At 63.8% G+C, this 17,788-nt stretch carries 16 protein-coding genes and 1 pseudogene; 8 read left to right on the top strand and 9 right to left on the bottom strand.

Features of this window, described 5'->3' with window-relative positions; genetic code table 11:
* The coding region (locus AC628_RS42545) for a hypothetical protein (RefSeq protein ID WP_143201420.1) at positions 1-185 on the bottom strand (185 nt) is incomplete at its 3' end.
* 11 nt (positions 186-196) lie between these two features.
* Between AC628_RS42545 and recQ the strand changes: the two genes are divergently transcribed.
* Complete coding sequence (gene recQ / locus AC628_RS03010) at positions 197-2,065, top strand: DNA helicase RecQ (protein ID WP_074125268.1); 1,869 nt, start codon at positions 197-199, stop codon at positions 2,063-2,065.
* 26 nt (positions 2,066-2,091) lie between these two features.
* On the opposite strand, the gene AC628_RS03005 is transcribed toward recQ, so the two are convergent.
* Positions 2,092-2,469 (bottom strand): hypothetical protein, encoded by a 378-nt coding sequence (locus AC628_RS03005; RefSeq protein WP_074125267.1) that lies wholly within the window; start codon positions 2,467-2,469, stop codon positions 2,092-2,094.
* A gap of 60 nt (positions 2,470-2,529) precedes the next feature.
* Positions 2,530-4,278 (bottom strand): SWIM zinc finger family protein, encoded by a 1,749-nt coding sequence (locus AC628_RS03000; protein ID WP_083632555.1) that lies wholly within the window; start codon positions 4,276-4,278, stop codon positions 2,530-2,532.
* Between the two features lie 395 nt (positions 4,279-4,673).
* Here AC628_RS03000 and AC628_RS02995 point away from each other — a divergent pair, with 395 nt between their 5' ends.
* Both AC628_RS02995 and AC628_RS02990 read left to right on the top strand, forming a co-directional pair.
* On the top strand, positions 4,674-6,422 hold the full coding sequence (locus AC628_RS02995; protein ID WP_074125266.1) for a flavin-containing monooxygenase: 1,749 nt from the start codon (positions 4,674-4,676) through the stop codon (positions 6,420-6,422).
* Between the two features lie 207 nt (positions 6,423-6,629).
* The gene (locus AC628_RS02990; protein ID WP_074125265.1) at positions 6,630-7,571 is read left to right on the top strand and encodes a metallophosphoesterase; all 942 of its coding nucleotides are present in this window, start codon (positions 6,630-6,632) and stop codon (positions 7,569-7,571) included.
* Between the two features lie 120 nt (positions 7,572-7,691).
* On the opposite strand, the gene AC628_RS02985 is transcribed toward AC628_RS02990, so the two are convergent.
* The 3 genes from AC628_RS02985 to AC628_RS02975 form a co-directional block, all read right to left on the bottom strand.
* Positions 7,692-8,954, bottom strand: coding sequence for a S1C family serine protease (locus tag AC628_RS02985; RefSeq protein ID WP_074125278.1), 1,263 nt, complete (start codon positions 8,952-8,954; stop codon positions 7,692-7,694).
* Positions 8,955-9,159: 205 nt separating this feature from the next.
* Positions 9,160-9,405 carry a hypothetical protein gene (locus AC628_RS02980; protein WP_245321004.1) on the bottom strand — a complete coding sequence of 82 codons (246 nt, stop codon included), beginning with the start codon at positions 9,403-9,405 and terminating at the stop codon, positions 9,160-9,162.
* Between the two features lie 191 nt (positions 9,406-9,596).
* The gene (locus AC628_RS02975) at positions 9,597-10,610 is read right to left on the bottom strand and encodes a 1-aminocyclopropane-1-carboxylate deaminase (RefSeq protein WP_074125264.1); all 1,014 of its coding nucleotides are present in this window, start codon (positions 10,608-10,610) and stop codon (positions 9,597-9,599) included.
* Between the two features lie 161 nt (positions 10,611-10,771).
* On the opposite strand from AC628_RS02975, the gene AC628_RS02970 reads away from it, so the two are divergent.
* Positions 10,772-11,236, top strand: a complete 465-nt coding sequence (locus AC628_RS02970) for an Lrp/AsnC family transcriptional regulator (protein WP_074125263.1) — start codon at positions 10,772-10,774, stop codon at positions 11,234-11,236.
* A 21-nt stretch (positions 11,237-11,257) separates the two neighbouring features.
* On the opposite strand, the gene AC628_RS02965 is transcribed toward AC628_RS02970, so the two are convergent.
* Positions 11,258-11,500 carry a hypothetical protein gene (locus tag AC628_RS02965; protein ID WP_074125276.1) on the bottom strand — a complete coding sequence of 81 codons (243 nt, stop codon included), beginning with the start codon at positions 11,498-11,500 and terminating at the stop codon, positions 11,258-11,260.
* A gap of 303 nt (positions 11,501-11,803) precedes the next feature.
* Here AC628_RS02965 and AC628_RS02960 point away from each other — a divergent pair, with 303 nt between their 5' ends.
* Entirely contained in the window at positions 11,804-12,010 is a 207-nt protein-coding gene (locus AC628_RS02960) for a hypothetical protein (protein ID WP_074125262.1), read from the top strand.
* Between the two features lie 52 nt (positions 12,011-12,062).
* On the opposite strand, the gene AC628_RS02955 is transcribed toward AC628_RS02960, so the two are convergent.
* Positions 12,063-13,628 (bottom strand): serine hydrolase domain-containing protein, encoded by a 1,566-nt coding sequence (locus AC628_RS02955; protein ID WP_074125261.1) that lies wholly within the window; start codon positions 13,626-13,628, stop codon positions 12,063-12,065.
* Positions 13,629-13,949: 321 nt separating this feature from the next.
* Between AC628_RS02955 and AC628_RS02950 the strand changes: the two are divergent.
* The 3 genes and pseudogenes from AC628_RS02950 to AC628_RS02940 all read left to right on the top strand — a co-directional run bounded on the left by AC628_RS02950 (position 13,950) and on the right by AC628_RS02940 (position 17,327).
* Positions 13,950-15,355: pseudogene (locus AC628_RS02950) on the top strand (selenium-binding protein SBP56-related protein).
* On the top strand, positions 15,346-16,026 hold the full coding sequence (locus AC628_RS02945) for a hypothetical protein (RefSeq protein WP_074125260.1): 681 nt from the start codon (positions 15,346-15,348) through the stop codon (positions 16,024-16,026). Before AC628_RS02950 ends, AC628_RS02945 begins: the two are co-directional and overlap by 10 nt.
* A 167-nt stretch (positions 16,027-16,193) precedes the next feature.
* Positions 16,194-17,327: a LysM peptidoglycan-binding domain-containing protein gene (locus tag AC628_RS02940; protein ID WP_245321001.1), complete on the top strand. Its 1,134-nt coding sequence runs from the start codon at positions 16,194-16,196 to the stop codon at positions 17,325-17,327.
* A 20-nt stretch (positions 17,328-17,347) separates the two neighbouring features.
* Here the strand turns inward: AC628_RS02940 and AC628_RS02935 are convergent, their stop codons facing one another.
* Positions 17,348-17,728: a c-type cytochrome gene (locus AC628_RS02935; RefSeq protein WP_074125258.1), complete on the bottom strand. Its 381-nt coding sequence runs from the start codon at positions 17,726-17,728 to the stop codon at positions 17,348-17,350.
* Between the last annotated feature and the right edge of the window lie 60 nt (positions 17,729-17,788).

The raw sequence follows: 17,788 nt of genomic DNA, 5'->3' as shown, positions 1-17,788 counted from the left end.
CGCCAGGCGACCGCAAAGCCCGCCGCCGCCCCCGCGACCAGCACGATCGCGGCAATGCCTGTGATGATCCGCAGCTGACCCGGCATGCGTGAATTGAGTTTGTTGTTGGGACGTGTATTAACACGTTTCGTTCCGGTATCGTTCGTCCAGAAGTGCTCGATCACCGCCTGTTGACCCCAGGACATACCAAGGGATCATGACCGCCCAGCCCGCCCTCGATCACGCATCCGCTCCGCCTCGCGACGCGCGGTCCGTGCTCAGTTCCGTGTTCGGCCTGTCCGGCTTCCGCGGCGCGCAGGAGAAGATCATCCGCCACGTCACCGATGGCGGCAACTGCCTGGTGCTGATGCCGACCGGCGGCGGCAAGTCGCTGTGCTACCAGCTGCCGGCGCTGCTGCGCGACGGCTGCGGCATCGTGGTGTCGCCCCTGATCGCGCTGATGCGCGACCAGGTCGCGGCACTCACCGAAGCCGGCGTCAACGCCTCGGTGCTGAACTCGACGCTGTCCTATGAGGAGGCCTCCGAGGTCGAGCGGCGGCTGCTCGCCGGCGATCTCGATCTGCTTTATGTGGCGCCGGAACGGCTGCTCACGCCGCGCTGCCTCAACCTGCTCAGCCAGGCGCAGATCGCGCTGTTTGCGATCGACGAGGCGCATTGCGTGTCGCAATGGGGCCATGACTTCCGCCCGGAATATATCGGCCTGTCCGCACTCGCCGAACGCTTCCCCAAGGTGCCGCGCATCGCGCTGACCGCGACCGCGGACGCGCTGACGCGAAAGGAGATCGCCGAGCGGCTGTCCCTCACCGACGCGCCGGAATTCGTCGCCAGCTTCGACCGCCCCAACATCCGCTACGAAATCGTGGACAAGCAGAATGCGACGACGCAACTGAAGAACTTCATTAGGGAGCGACATGCCGGCGACGCCGGCGTGGTCTATTGCCTCTCGCGCGCCAAGGTCGAGGATGTCGCGACGGCGCTCAGCGAGGCCGGCATTCCCGCGCTGCCCTATCATGCCGGGCTTGATGCGAGCGTGCGTGCCCGGCACCAGGACCGCTTCCTTAATGAAGACGGAATCGTCATCGTCGCCACGATCGCGTTCGGCATGGGCATCGACAAGCCCGATGTACGCTTCGTCGCGCATCTCGATCTGCCGAAGAGCATCGAGGCCTATTACCAGGAGACCGGACGCGCCGGCCGTGACGGCAAGCCGTCGGCGGCGTGGATGGCCTACGGCCTCTCCGACATCGTGCAGCAGCGCCGCATGATCGACGAATCAACCGGCTCCGACGCCTTCAAGCGCGTCTCGATCGGCAAGCTCGACGCATTGGTCGCGCTGGCTGAAACGGTGCATTGCCGGCGGCAGCGCCTGCTCGGCTATTTCGGCGAGACCCGCACCGACGAAAGCTGCGGCAATTGCGACAATTGCCTGACGCCGCCGCGCGTCCGCGATGGCAAGGTGCTCGCACAAAAACTGTTGTCCTGCGTCTATCGCACTGGGCAGCGCTTCGGCGCCATGCACCTGATCGACGTGCTGGTCGGGCGGCTGACCGAGCGGGTGAAGCAGTTCAACCACGACCAATTATCGGTGTTCGGCATCGGCCGCGAGCTCAACGAGAAGCAATGGCGCGCAGTGCTGCGCCAGCTGGTGGCGATGGGCCACCTGCGCGCCGACAGCGACGCCTTCGGCGCGCTGAAGTTGACCGACAGCGCGCGCGGCGTGCTGAAGGGCGAGACCGCGGTGATGCTGCGCGAGCAGCCGGAAGGCGCGCGCAACCGCGCGGTGCGCAGCAAGTCGCGCCGCGGCGATCTCGCGCCCGCAGCCGACAGCCCGGGCGGCGTCGCAAACCCGGCGCTGCATGCGGCCCTGCGCGCCTGGCGCTCGGACGTGGCGCGGCAGCGCGGCGTGCCGGCCTATGTGGTGCTGCACGATTCCACCATCGACGGCATCGCCGCGATGCGGCCGGACACGCTCAGCGACTTGCGCAACATCGCCGGGATCGGCGACAAGAAGCTCGAGCATTATGGCGACGAGCTGATCCGGATCGTGAAGGCAACGGAGGGCTAAGCCGTCTTCGAATGCCCCGACGATGCTCAGCGCGGCAGGGGGCGTTCTCGGTTGGCCCAATAGGGACATCGCGGACAAACCTCACCTTCTGGATAGTCAATTCCCTCCTCATGCGGGCACCCCATCATCGTCGGCGAGAGGGCAACGGTGCGCACCTCTTCCGCCCGAAGAAAAGTTGCGATCTCCTCGATGGTCGTCGGATCGTTGCGAACATCACCGGTCTCGGAGAACCATCTGCGCAATACGAAGGGTGGCGCTCCCTCCGCCGTGATCACCGCAACGGCAACTTTGCTGGCGCGAAGGTTGTCGGCTCCATAGAACGCCACCGTCCCGACCGGGTAGCCGCGAAAGCCCGACTTGCTTTTCTTTTCCAGCCACTTCTGCGGCCGCCATCCAAGTTTCATGAGGATTTCTCCAAGTAGCAGCCGGGCAGCGCGTACGATGCGCCATGGGGTGACGCCGACTCAGGTGGCCTGCTTCGACGTCAGCAGCTTGATAAAATTCCGCTTCGCCTTGTGGCGCGTCATGAGATCGGCGAGGTAGGCGGAATGTTGGGCTGCCCCGTCCAGGCGCCGCATCCGCTTGATCATGGCGTATGCGGCATCGTAGTTGCCCTGCCCACCCATCCGCACCTTGCGCTCAACCAATTTGGCATAGGCTTTCGACGCTTCAGCCGGCAGGTTCACTTCGCTCGCTTTGGCAAGTTCCTCTATCGCAATTTCACGGCATCCGTGCTTGTCGACAGCCGCCCAAGCGTCCGCCAATAATCCCTCCGCCATGAGCACGTGCACAAGAACATCGGGAGCTCCGAACACATCCCATTCGGCTTGCGAGCCAGATTTTTCGGCTCGAGCGCTCAACATGGCGATGGCATCATCGCGAACACGGATCTGGGCCTTACGATCGCCAGCGGCGGATTTCAATCGCTGATATAGGTCGACGCTGGGTTCCTTGCCGAACAGCTTCCAGAGCAGCGCGTTGGCGTCTTCATTTCGTCCGCTATGCTGAAGGAGATCACAGGCAAAGAGAACCAGGCCTTTGTCGGGCTCATCCTCGAATTTCCACAGCCCCTCTTCGGCCCATTTCAGCGCCTCCTGTTCCCGTCCGTTGTCGAGACAGGCCTGAGCGACCTCGAGATAACGATACGCGGACGATAGATCATTGGCCCGAATGGCGATGATCGCATCGACATCATTGTCTCGTTCGGCGAAGCGTTCCATCATGGCTCGAAGCGCATATTCTCCACCGGGCGGGACCTCCGTTCGCCTCCGTTGCCTGGATTTCACCTTTTGCCACGCCTCGGTTGCGAGCCTGCGATATTCGGCGAGCCCAACCTCACCCAGGACGTCAGCATAGGTCTCACTTGAACCGAAGAAGAATTCCCAAGGGGAATTGACCTCGCGCGCAAATAATATCCGTGCCAAGTCGATCGGATCCGGCTTCACCCGTTCGCAGGCCGCGAGGTGAATTCCAGCGGCCCTCGCATAGCACGCTCCGCCGCCTCCATCGGAGTCGTCGACCTTGCCGAGCGCGTCGTCCATTTGAGAGAAGAAATGATCGAGCACCAGCAGGACAAGCGCCGCGCGACCGCTTTCGAGCAGAACGGAAATTCGATCGAGCACGCCTTCGATGCCCTGCGCCCAGTCGCGCATGTCGCCATATTCGATATAACCGCGGACGCGGATCGCGTCGGTAACGGCCTTCTTGAATTGTGCGAGCACCGTTGCGTCGTCGGCAGTGTCCAAGGCGGCGGACAGATTCAGCTCCTCAAACAATGCGGTATCTCTTTCCGCAAGCTTCAGGATCATCTCGACAAGCTGCTCCACACCCTTTCCGCGCAGATGTTCGCGGATCTTGCCGAGCCTGTTGGAAGCCAGTTCCAGAGCATCTGGATCGAGACTGTTGACGGTCAAGGCAACTGCTATCAGATGCTTGCAAGAGCCCCAATCTGCAAACGCTCGACAGGAGCAAGCGAACGAGAGATCGTTCCCGCGCCCTGTCAGCTCGCAACGATAGATTTCCGTGCCGACAACCCGCGCGACCACGCGGGTATCGCTGATCGTTATGATCTCGACCCGCCCCTCCGCGTGATAGGCGCAGCCGCGGGCAAAGGCCTTTTCGCCGACTGCGTCGCGCAGCGCAGCGACATCGAACCTACCCGGTTGAGCGGGGGTTTCGACATTGCGAGCGGAACGCTTCGAGATTTGCGCCATTGGCACGGATCCTCATCATCCCAAACCAAGGCTCGGGGACCTGAGTATATCCATTCCGCGGAATTTCTCGAAGAGTTACAGCGGCCCATACACCGCAGATATTGTAGCCATCACCCACCACGGCGGCCCTATTTATCGTTGCGCCGGAGTTCGAAAATTCTCCTACCGATGCTCGCCTTGGTCTCAGTGACGCCGATCCCAGCTTGCGCCGAGCTGGTCGAGCGACGGCGCCATCCGATACCGCAGCCATCGGCGCTGCGGCATAGGAGCCATACCCGGCGCAGCAACGCATGTGCTTGCGGGCCGCGCCGCCCTCGCCCTAATCTTCCCTTGCCCGTCCAACGAGGCGCGGCCACGACAAAACATAGCGACAAAAGATAGGGAAGAGACGGGACATGGCTCAGGAGAGCACCGCGCGCACGACTGCGCGCCCCGCCGAGACCGGGACGTTCGATGCCGTGGTGGTCGGCGCGGGATTCGCCGGCATGTACATGCTGCACCGGCTGCGCGGGCTCGGCTTCACTGCCCGGGTCTATGAGGCAGGCGGCGGGGTCGGCGGCACCTGGTACTGGAATCGCTATCCCGGCGCACGCTGCGACGTCGAGAGCCTGCAATATTCCTTCTCATTCTCCGAGGAACTCGACCAGGACTGGAGCTGGTCGGAGAAATATTCTCCGCAGCCCGAAATTCTCGCCTACGCCAATCATGTCGCCGACCGCTTCGACCTGCGCAGCCAGATCGTGTTCGACACCCGCGTCACCGCGGCGACCTTCGATGAGCAGGCGGGCACTTGGCTGATCGAGACCGACCGCGGCGACAAGGTCACCGCGAAATTCTGCATCCTGGCGGTCGGCTGCCTGTCGGCGCCTAATCGCCCGGCCTTCAAAGGCATGGAGGATTTCCGCGGCCCGATCTATCACACCGGCGAATGGCCGCATGAGGGTGTCGATTTCACCGGCCTGCGCGTCGGCGTCATCGGCACCGGCTCATCGGCGATCCAGTCGATCCCGATCATCGCGCAGCAGGCCTCCGAGCTCACCGTGTTCCAGCGCACGGCGACCTGGTCGGTGCCGGCATGGAACGAACGGCTGTCGGCGGAGTATCTGAAGGAAGCCAAGGCGCATTATCCGGAGCTGCGCGCGAAAGCGCGCGCGCGCCCGACCGGCTTCTATTTTCAGTTCAACGCCCAGCCCGCGCTGCAAGCAAGCGAGGATGAACGCGAGCGGCTGTATGAGGAAGCCTGGCAGCGCGGCGGCCTGCCCTTCCTCGGTTCGTTCGGCGACTTGCTGTTCGAGAAGGCGGCCAACGACACCATCGCCGATTTCGCGCGCGAGAAGATCCGCGGCATCGTCAAGGATCCCGCCACCGCCGAGCTGCTGTGCCCGCAGAACGTGTTCGGCTGCAAGCGGCTCTGCGTCGATACCAACTATTTCGAGACCTATAATCTGCCGCATGTGAAGCTGGTCGACGTCTCGAAGACGCCGATCGAAAGCTTCACGCGTGACGGCATCGTGGTCGACGGCACCGAATACAAGTTCGACGCGATCGTTTCCGCCACCGGCTTTGCCGCCATGACCGGCTCGTTCGACAAGATCGCGATCACCGGCCGCGGCGGGCAGACGCTCGCCGAAAAATGGCGGGCCGGCCCGCGCGCCTATCTCGGGCTCGCCTCGGAGGGATTTCCGAACCTGTTCATGATCACCGGGCCGGGCAGCCCATCGGTGCTCGCGAGCATGATCCAGGCGATCGAGCAGCACGTCGACTGGCTGGCGGATTGCCTCGGCCACATGCGCGACATCGGCGCCGGCACGATCGAGGCGGTCCGCGACGACGAGGATGCCTGGGTCGCCCATGTCAACGATGTCTCCACGGTATCGCTGCGCTCGACCTGCAGCTCCTGGTATGTCGGCGCCAACATCCCGGGCCGCCCCCGCGTGTTCATGCCCTATATCGGCGGCTTCCCGATCTACGTGCAGAAGTGCAATGAGGTGATGAATTCGGGCTATGATGGCTTCGTGCTGCAGGGCGGGCGCAACGGCAATGCGCCGCCGCAGATCCGCTTCACCGAGCGCTGGCAGGTGCCGCTCGACATCGAGGTGATCTCGCCGGCCGCCGTTGCAGCCAGGCGCGTCCCCGTGGTCTAAGGCGCGATGAGATCGGGTCAAATCGTCATCGCGCTTTGGCATCTTGTTTGAGCATGATCTCCGCGCAAACGCGTCCCGCGTTTGTCGCGAGGGAAAACCGCTGCGCACTTTTCCGGATCATGCTTTGACCTCGGCGGTATCCCCATCGGGATCGCGCATGATAGTGTCGCGCCGGCCCGCGTCGCATCGTGGGCCGCACGGGGAACGATGGCCGACACGACATTGCAGGGATTGGTCGAGCGGATCGGCGCGGATCACGTCGTGCGCCGGCTTGGGATCGAGGCCGCGCACGAGAAGCAGCTGATCGGCCAGGGCACGCTGGTGTTCAATGTCGAGAACTGGCGCCTGGCGCCGCGGATCGTCACGACGGCGCTCAAGCTGGTCGGCCTTCATGGCCGTGCGCGGCGCAATGCCGACCGGGTCGAGGTGCGGCGCAATCTGGTGACGTCGGCGCGGCTGCCGGCGGCCTTCGACGGCTTCACAATCCTGCATCTCAGCGATCTCCACGCCGACATCAGCCAGGGCGCGATGCGGCATCTGGCCGACATCGTGCGCTATGTCGCCTGCGACATCTGCGTCCTGACCGGCGATTATCGCGGCAAGACGTACGGCCCGTTCGAGGCCAGCCTCGCGCTGATGAAAGATCTCTGCGCGCGGATCAAGCTGCCGCTGTACGGCATCCTCGGCAATCACGACAGCATCCGCATGACGCCGGCGCTGGAGGCGATGGGGATCAGGATGCTGTTCAACGAGCAGGAGCCGATCGCGCGCGATGGCGCGACGATCCATCTCGCCGGGATCGATGACGCGCATTTCTATCGCACCGACGACATTGCAAAGGCTGCCGCGGCGATCCCGCGCGAGGCGTTCTCGATCCTGCTTGCGCACACGCCGGAATCCTATCGCGAAGCGGCGGCGGCCGGCTTCGACCTGATGCTGAGCGGCCATACCCATGGCGGCCAGCTCTGCCTGCCCGGCGGCATCGCGATCAAGCTGGAGGCGCGATTGCCGCGCCGGATGGGCAAAGACGCCTGGCGCTTCGGCGAACTCGCCGGCTATACATCGACCGGCGCCGGCACCAGCCTCGCGCCGGTGCGGCTGAATTGCCCGGCCGAGATCACGGTGCATACGCTGCGGCGGGTAGGGTAACTGGCGAGCTGCCCGAGCTACGAAGATGCGTAGGATGGGTAGAGCGCAGCGAAACCCATCATGCTTCCGCGCGGATCAAAGTCGATGGGTTTCGCTTCGCTCTACCCATCCTACGAACCACTACTTCGTATCGCCGCGCTTGCCCGCGGCTTGTTCGTTCACCTTGCAAACGATCAGGAGTGTGAAACCACGCGCGTCCTTGGCGATCTCCGGCGTCTCCCGCTTTAACGAATCACGCCACTCGGCTGTCTGGTACTGCACCGCGCTGTTGTCGAGGAAGTCGCGCAACGCCCCGGTCTTGATCGCGAAATTGATATTCTCCGGGATGGTTCCTGTTGCCCGCGCGACGGTGACAGCATCGAGCTTGGCCGCCACGACGCCGACCACACTGCCGCCGAGATCGAACAGCGGGCCGCCGCTGTTGCCCGGCTGCACCGCGGCACTGATCTGCAGGAAACGGGTGTCGTTGAGAATGCCGCTCAGCGAAGAGACGATGCCCGTGGTGACGGTGAAATCCGACGTCAGCAGCCCGTGATAGGGATAGCCGATCGCTACCACGCCATTGCCGGCCGGAATGGGATTTTGCCTGATCTTGGCGACATCCTTGAACGGCGACGGCGCCTGCAGCAGCGCGAGATCATTGGTCTCATCGCTGGACACCAGCCGCAGCTTGACCGGCGCCTCGCCGCTCAAATTGCCGGTGATCTCGCTGCAACCATTGATGACATGATGGTTGGTGACGACGTGCCCGCTGCTGCTGACCACAAAGCCGGTCCCGGTCCCGGACTTCGCCTGCTTCTGCGTCGGGCTCGGAGCGGCCTGCTGCGGCGGCGCTGCCGCAGGCTTCGCCGCGACCGCGAATTCCCCGGCACTGGCGACGCCGTTCTTCTTCACCGAGACCACGCAATTGAGCAGCGCCGGCAGCAATTGCGCGGTCTGATTGAGGTTGAACTGAAACAATTGTCCCTGCGCAAACGCGGTCATCTGGCGCGCCTTGCGGAACTGATTGATCAGCGCCGAGTTCACGGGCATCTCGACATTCACGAGCTGGGTGCCGAGCGGCATGCCGTAGACGTTGAAGGCAGGCTGGCCGTCGAAGGTCAGCGCCAGCGGGAAAGCCTCGCCCGGCACCAGGCGCCAGCTCTCATGCGCAAAGCCCAACCGCCAGCTGCCATTCGCGGCAATCGCCACCACGAAGTAGATGCCGCTCTGATAGACCGTCCCCGCCGAGCAATGCGTGAACGCACCGTCCTTGTCGTTGGTGAAGGCGCCGCCCTTCCAATTGCCGACCGTGATCGAACCGTAGGGACCGCGGGCGCTTGATGGCGTTGCGGACGCAAACAACCACGCGGCCGCAACGACCGCCCAGACCACAACCCTCATGACGCGCACTCCCCAACCACAACCCATCATAGGAGGCGGAGAAATTCATCCGCAAGTGGTGCGCGGCTTGGCCTTTGGTCCTGCGGCCGCACAATACCGCCGCAGATGAGGCGATCGCCACACCCTCTGGTTACAGACGTAATGTTCTTATTTTGTTCCTGAAATGTCAACCCGGACATAATTCACCGGCCGCGCAAGGCGGACGCTATTGCGGCTCCCGAGCCGAAGACTGCGCGGGCGGGTTTGGTTCGCGGAACCAGTAGTGGGCTGCGAGGCCATGGACGCCGACGCCGATCAGGAAGATGCCGGCATACAGTTCAACCGCGTGATTCATCGCCAGCAGGCGGGCGCGCAGCGCGGCGCCCTGGCCCGGACAGGCCCAGAACCAATGCCCCACGGCGACGATGCCAACGCCGAGCGCGGCGATGGCCCGGCCAGCCGCATTCAACATCCTCACGCGAAGGTCTCCCGAGTCGCCCGGCCGGGACAGGATATCGGGAGAAGCTGACGCCGACCTTACTCCTGGAAATGGAACGCAGGACCGTAGCCCGGATGAAGCGCAGCGCAATCCGGGACAATCTCTCCGCGGCACGAATCCCGGATTTCGCTCCGCTCCATCCGGGCTACAAGGCGTGCGACGCCTCAGCCGTTGCGGAACGCGTAGGCGTAGCCGTTGAGCGCCGGCGCGCCGCCGAGATGGGCGTAGAGCACCTTCGATCCGGCCGGGAAGAAGCCCTTCTGCACCAGGTCGATCATGCCCTGCATCGACTTTCCCTCATAGACGGGGTCGGTGATCATGCCTTCCAGCCGCGCGCTGAGGCGGATCGCCTCTTTGGTCTCCTCCGACGGCACGCCATAGGCGGGATAGGCGTAATCCTCGATCAGCACGACATCATCCTCGACAATGTCGCGGCCGAGCTCGACCAGCTTCGCAGTGTTCTGCGCGATCGACAGCACCTGCGCCTTGGTCTGCGCGGGCGTGAACGATCCGTCGATGCCGATCACGTTGCGCGCACGCCCGTCGGCGGCGAAGCCGACCAGCATGCCGGCATGGGTCGAGCCGGTCACCGTGCAGACGATGATGTAGTCGAACTTGACGCCGAGCTGGCGCTCCTGCGCGCGCACCTCTTCGGCGAAGCCGACATAGCCGAGCCCGCCATATTTGTGCACGGAGGCGCCGGCCGGAATCGCGTAGGGCTTGCCACCCGAAGCCTTCACCTCCTCGATCGCCTGCTCCCAGCTCTTGCGGATGCCGATGTCGAAACCTTCGTCGACCAGGCGCACATCGGCGCCCATCACGCGCGAGAGCAGGATGTTGCCGACGCGGTCATAGACCGCGTCCTCATGCGGCACCCAGCTTTCCTGCACCAGCCGGCACTTCATGCCGATCTTGGCCGCGACCGCTGCAACCATGCGGGTGTGGTTCGACTGCACGCCGCCGATCGAGACCAGCGTGTCGGCGTTGGAGGCGATCGCGTCGGGGATGATGTATTCGAGCTTGCGCAGCTTGTTGCCGCCATAGGCGAGTCCGGAATTGCAATCCTCGCGCTTGGCATAGAGCTCGACCTTGCCGCCGAGATGCTTTGACAGCCGATCGAGCTTCTCGATGGCGGTCGGCCCGAAGGTGAGCGGATAGCGTGCGAACTTCTCCAGCATGCTGGCATCCTCTTTGGTGGTCTGGAACGGCGGCGACTCCTATCACCACTGGTGCGAAAGGTGCTCTCTAACTCGGCTCAGGTAATTGCCGAAGATTGCCAGATTTTGCCTGAATGATATGTTTTCTCTCACAATATCGAACGATTGCGAGAGATTCTTCCATGCCCGCTCGGCTCGACCGCATCGACCTCAAGATGTTGAGATTGCTGCAAAAGAACGGCCGGCTCAGCAATGCCGAGCTGGCCGATCAGGTCGGCGTCAGCCCCGCGACCTGCCATCGTCGGACCCAGGCGCTGTTCGACGAGGGCTATGTCAGCGGTGTCCGCGCCATGGTGGCGCCGCGCAAGCTCGGCAAGGGCACGCTGGTCATGGTCGGCGTCGTGCTCGACCGCTCGACGCCGGAGAGCTTTGCGAGCTTCGAGCAGGCGGTGGCGAAACTCAAATGCGTGCTCGACTGCCACCTCGTTGCCGGCGACTTCGACTACTTCCTCAAGATCCGCGCCGGCGACATGGAGGACTTCAATCGCATCCATGGCGACCAGCTGATCGCACTGCCCGGCGTGCGGCAGACCCGCACCTTCTTCGTCATGAAAGAGGTGGTGGACAATGCGGCGCTGGAGTTTTGAGCGAAGGCTCCGCTCGGCAATCTACTTCGAAGCCTTGTCGATCTTGTGCCCGAGATGGCCGGTCTGATGATCGCGACGGAGTTGGCTCAGCGACGTCTCATTCAGCGAAACCAGCACATCGCTCAGCTTCTCGGATTCAGGATAGCCCGCCGCGAAACCTGGCCCATAAATCTTGCGCAAGGTGCGCAGCAGCGTATTTCCGTGCTTGCTGCCGATTTCGCCGTCCTTGTTGGGATGCCGATTGTCGGGACCTGCCCTGGTCATGTTGCGCTCCCTTGTGCTTTGCTTGTGTCCTTGGGCTGGCAGCATCTGCCTGCGGAGATCAAATGGCAATTGAGGCCGCAAAAACGGCCTGGAACCCAACGCCTGTAGGCGGCCTTCGTCGAGGGTGAGTATTCGGTGGCTATTTCCGGCGTATTCGGTCAAGGTAACTCATGTGCTCCTGCGGTCTCCGGAGAGACCTGACGCGGCAATCGAAGCAGCAATTCGCGTCCATAAGCCACCACTCCATAGCTGTCACAGCACGATCCGACATGCGAGCAACCGCAAAACCGCAGAGGTGAACAGATGACGTATGCCTACAAGCTGAATGAAGACGTTCACCACCTGGGCCAGGGGCCGCAAGGTCGTGCCGAGACCGATCAGCCCGCAATCTACACCATCGTTCAACGGATGCCGATTGAAGCAGACGGGCGGCTTCGATACCGCATCAGAAGCAAAGCGGGCAACATCGAGCGCGTCGTGACTGAGGAGCAGCTTTCGTATTCGCAGTAAGTACGACGAAGAGCCAAGGCACGATGATGACTGATCCTCATCTCATCGCGCTCTAGCCACCCGCCGCCCCTTCCGCTGATCCCTCGCGCCCATCCCGCGCCTTGCCGTGCAGCGCGATCTTGTCGCCGTCGTAGGTGAGCGTCCAGGTCCAGGCGTCGCCGAGCCCGACATATTGGAGGTCGACGACAAGCGTTCGCTCGTCCGTCCACGCGCCCTTGACGGCGCGCACACCGAGGAAGGTCGGAGCACTTTTGCGATAGAGGCCGTCGAGACCGATCGGTCCGTCGAAGTGACGCCGTGCAGGATCGCCCGCGTTGGTCTCCACGACGTAACGCGGGTTCTCGTCGGCAAGGAACAGCGTCAGTGTCTTGATACCGAGGTTGTTGTCGGGAAATTTGTAGGTCCGGCCCGAGATCGTGGATGCGATCGCAGGCGTCGCACCGACCTGTGTCGCCTTCTCCGTGGAGACGTCGGCGATCGCCTTTGCCAATTGCTCGGCCGCGGCCGCATCGGCCGGCAGAGCCTGGTCGGATTTGACGGCGCCGGAAATCTCTTCGGCCAACCTGCCGAATGAGCAGAAATTGCTCGCCGTCATGACCGCAACGATATCGCGCTCCGGCAGGACCATGATCACCTGGCAATGATAGCCGACCGTCATAAAGATGTGCTTGTCGGGTATGGTCCAGAACTGGTTGGCATAGCGCAGCCGCGGATCAAATCGGGCATTCATGTTCACGGTGGCGTGGTTGACGGCATCGAGGAAATCCGCCGGCAGCAACTGCTTGCCCGCCCATTCACCGTTACGCAGATAGAGATAGCCGATCTTCGCCATGTCGCGCGGCCGCATCATCAGGCCAAATCCGCCGATCGGGAGCCTTTGCGGATCCCGCCGCCAGAACGGCCTGTTAATGCCGAGCGGGCCGAACAGCTGCTCCTCGGCATAGTCGGCGGTGTTCTTGCCGGTGAGCTTGCTGACGATCGCGGACAACAGATGCGAGCCGCCGCTGTTGTAGTAGAAGACCTCGCCGGGCGCATGCGCCATCGGGCGGTCCAGAATGAACTGGACCCAGTCCGCGCTCTTCCCCATGTCGCGCAGCGACTGCTCCCGCCCGCCTTCAAACCCCTCGTCCCAGTCGAGGCCCGACGTCATGTTGAGCAGATGCTGGACCGTGATGGCCTTCTTGCGCTCGTCGACATTGGCGACGCTGCGATCGGAAAAGAAATCCAGCATCGGATGATCGAGACGATCCAGCAGACCATCCTTGTAGGCCATCGCCAGCAGCGTCGAGACCACCGCCTTGGTGGAGGAGTTGATCGCGTGCGGCATGTCGGCGGTAAAGGGCGCGTAATACGCATCGAGCACGATGCGGTCATGGCGCGTCACCAGCAGGCTGTCGAAGCTGCGCGTGGTGCCGGCCGCCACCAGCTTTGCCAGCGCAGCCGAATCGATGCCCTGCTGCTCCGGCGTCGAGGTTTCCCACTGAGCAGTCGGCCAGACCGGCTCGGCGCTCTGCCCGTTGGCCGCGTCGCAATAGGCCGATGCGAGCAGGATGGCTGCGCCTAGCGCCGCAGCCCTGATCCGTGACGAAAGCCCAACGACGCGATCGACTGCCTGCATAGTCCGCCCCTGCCAGTGACCAACTCGCGCAAGGCGTATACCACGAGCGGCAGCGGTCTCGCTTCACAACTTGCGGACATGGGATGGCGGCGCAGCGCGAGCCGGGCCGCCCGCAATTCCGTGTGTGATACGGCTCACGAATTCGTGGCAGAACGCCACAGCCGATGGGGATGCGCACGTGTTTCCGGGAGGCGCATGATGCCGTAAACTGTCCGCAGCCAACCTCGCGTCCAGCGGAGTGCCAGGCCGCCCCATTCAGACTGTTGCAACGCTGCGAACGGCCCGACGTTGGTAACAAGCCAGCAAAACCGGGAGTACGTCATGACGATGCGACCCGACCCCACGTTTCACGCCTCGCCAAAGCTTGCAATGGAGGCGCCGCCGGAGCAGTTCGCCTATACGCTGCTGCTCAGTCCCGACTTCAAGAAGCCCGACGCGCTCGCGGTGATCGACGTCAAGCCGGGTTCGAAGACCTATGGCAAGATCGTCCACACCGTGACGATGCCGAACAAGGGCGACGAGTTCCATCACTTCGGTTGGAATGCCTGCTCCTCCGCATTGTCGCCGCTCACCGGGCATGCCTTCATCGAGCGACGCTATCTCATCATTCCCGGGCTGCGGTCGTCGCGCATCTACATCATCGACACCAAGCCTTCGCCGCTCGAGGCCAGGATCCACAAGATCATCGAGCCGGAGGAAGTGTTCAAGAAGACCGGCTACTCGCGGCCGCACACCATTCATTGCGGACCGGACGGCATTTACGTCTCCACCCTCGGCGGCGGCGGCAAGGACGGCACGCAGGGCCCGCCCGGCATCTTCATCATGGATTGCGAGACCTTCGACGTGCTCGGCCGCTGGGAGATCGACCGCGGGCCGCAGACGCTGCACTATGATTTCTGGTGGAATCTGCCGCGCGACTACATGGTGACCAGCGAATGGGCGCTGCCGCCGCAATTCGAGAACGGCATCGTGCCTGAGGACCTGCTGTCGAACAAATACGGTCACCGGCTGCACTTCTGGGATCTGCGCGCGCGGCGCAACGTGCAGACCATCGATCTCGGCGCCAATCACCAGATGGCGCTCGAGGTCAGGCCTGCGCATGATCCGATCCGCGAATACGGCTTTGTCGGCGTCGTCGTCGACACCACCAACCTCGAAGCCTCGATCTGGACCTGGTGGCGCGAGGGCGGAAAATTCCACGCCGAGAAGACCGCGACCATCCCGCCCGAGCCGGCGCCGAAGGAGAAGCTGCCGCCGCTGTTGCAGGGGTTCGGCGCCGTGCCGCCGCTGGTGACCGACATCGACCTGTCGATGGACGACCGCTTCCTCTACGTCTCCTGCTGGGGCATCGGCGAGATGCGCCAATACGACGTCCGCGATCCGAGGAAGCCAAAGCTTGCAGGGTCGGTGCATATCGGCGGCATCGCCCGCCGCACGCCGCATCCGAGCGGCAAGGCGTTTGCCGGCGGCCCGCAGATGGTCGAGATCAGCCGCGACGGCAAGCGGGTGTACTGGACCAACTCGCTGTATTCGACCTGGGATGACCAGTTCTATCCCGACGGCATGCCGGGGGCCGAGGTCATGGCCAACGTCGGCACGAACGGCGGGCTGGAACTCGCCAAGGATTATTTCGTCGATTTCCCCGAGGCTATCGCCCGCATCAGATCCGCCTCGAGGGCGGCGACTGTTCGACGGATTCGTTCTGCTATCCATCGGTATGGAATTGAGCGACGTCGATACGACGACCATCTGGCTGTGGCTCGCGATCATCGCAAGCGGCCTCTATCACGGGATCAACCCGGGCATGGGCTGGCCGCTCGCGGTCTCCGCGGGCCTGATGGACAGATCCCCGCGCGCCGTCTTCGGCGCGCTGCTGCCGCTGTCGACCGGCCACCTTGCGGCGATGCTGCTCGTGCTGCTGCCGTTTGCGCTGCTGATCGCGCTGGCGGAATGGCAGCGCCCGATCCAGATGGCGGCAGCCATCATCATCATCGGCTTCGGCCTTACGCGTCTTATCATTCGCCGTCATCCGCGCGCGCTGGCGCGGATACCGCCAACCAGACTGGCGCTCTGGTCGTTCGCGGTGGCGATTGCGCATGGCGCAGGGCTGATGCTGCTGCCGATCTATCTCGGCCTCTGCGCGACATCATCAGCGCATGACGGCCACACCGCGGCGCAGCGCGTGATCGACCAGAACCTTGCGATGGCGCTTTTGGTCGCGCTCGTCCACACCGCCGCCATGCTCGGCGCCGGCGGCCTGCTGGCATGGCTGGTCTATCGCTACCTCGGCGTCAAATTCGTCGCGCGGAGCTGGTTCAATCTGGAGACGGTCTGGGCGGTCAGCCTCGTTCTCGTGGGCGTTGCAGCACTTGCAGTCAATGTCGCGGAGTGGCGGTGAGCCGTTGGGTCAGGCAAGCTGCCCGAGAGAAGTAATCCTTTCATCCGACTTGATGGCGGGCGCAGATCGGCGCAATCTGTCCCGGAATCCCCCACAGGGCTGCAGGGGCGCGCGCGGACGCGCGGGGACATTCATCCGCGCGGGTGACAATCATGAATGTCACGGCGATGAGACTGGCCATACCGTTGCTCGCACTTGCCGCCGGCGGCACGGCGGCGTTCGTCTTCGGCATCCGCCAAACCCAGCAAATCCTGGGCGCGAACGCGCCCTTGATGGCGACGGCGCCATCCGCAGCTCCGGCGCAAGACCAAGAGAAGAATCAGGACAAGACTGCGCTGACAAAGGCGCAAACCGAGACCGCGGCCCTCTCCAACGCGCTGGCAGGGCCATCGCCGCCATCGGGCGCCGCCGCTTTGCCGGAGTTCGACGTCGTCAACATCGAGCCGACCGGCGAGACCGTTGTCGCCGGCCGCGCGCCACCGGGCGCGACGGTGGAATTGCTGCGCAATGGCGAGGTGCACGATCGCGCCGTGGCGGACAAATCTGGCCAGTTCGTCATGGTCCCGCGCCCGCTTCCGCCGGGAAACTACGACCTCACCCTGCGCATCACGCGTGATGGCAAGCAGGTGACCTCCAAGCAGAGCGTGGCGGTGGCGCTCGAGGCTGCGGCAAGGGAGCGGCCAATGGTGGCGCTGATGGCGCCGGACAAGCCGATCCGGGTGCTGTCGCAACCTGCGGCCGCGGCGCCGGCGGCCGGGAAAATTGCCGTCGCGGCGGTCGAGACCGAACCGGGTGGCAAGCTCCATGTCAGCGGCCAGGCAGCGCCCGGCGCGACCGTCAGGCTCTATCTCAACGACAGTCTGATCGCCTCCGCCACCGCCGACGCGGCGGGACACCTCTCGGTCACGATCAACAAGGGTGTGGCGGCCGGCAACTATCAGGTCCGGCTTGACGAGGTCGACCCCGGGTCCGGCAAGGTTCGCGCGCGCGCCGAGGTGCCGTTCAACGTTCCGGACGCGACGACCACCGCATCGATCCCGGCCTCGTCCGGCCGTGCGGTTGCGACCGCGCCGCGGCTCGCGGCGGCGACGGCTACCGCCGCATCGAGCTCACCCTCGGCCGTGATCGTGCCGAAGATCGCGACGACCACGGTAGCCCGCGGCGACAGCCTGTGGCGGATCAGTCAGCGCGCATTCGGCGCCGGGCAGCGTTATGCGGTGATCTATCGGGCAAACCAGCGGCAGATCCGCAATCCCAATTTGATCTATCCCGGTCAGGTCTTCGTCGTGCCGGCACGATAGGGCCGGCCTTACGCCAACGGTCACTTGCCCGAGGATTTCAGGAACGCCACGATCCTGGTGCGATCCTCCGCCGAGCGGACGCCGGTGTACGGCTTCATGCCGTTGCCCGACACCACGGCTTCGGGATCCTCGATGAAGCGCAGCAGCGTGCGCTCATCCCAGACGATGTCGGATGACTTCATCGCCTCGGAATAACGAAAATTCGTCACCGATCCGGCCTTGCGGCCGACGATGTTGTGCAGGTTCGGGCCGGCGCGGTTGTCGCCATCCTTGACGGTGTGACAGGTGCGGCAGGAATTGTTGAACGCCTGCTCGCCCGATACGCCTGCATCCTGGCCATAGGACGGCAACAGCGGCAGGGACGTCAGTGCGCATAGCAGGACGATCAGTTTTCGGCGCATCGATCACTCCATCGGAAGTGCCATGCCGTCAACGCAGGGGCGGCGTGAAAGGTCCTCTCG

Origin of the sequence: Bradyrhizobium sp. NAS96.2 (genome assembly GCF_001908235.1) — a bacterium.
GTDB lineage: Bacteria > Pseudomonadota > Alphaproteobacteria > Rhizobiales > Xanthobacteraceae > Bradyrhizobium.
This window is presented reverse-complemented; position numbering and strand designations above follow the sequence as displayed.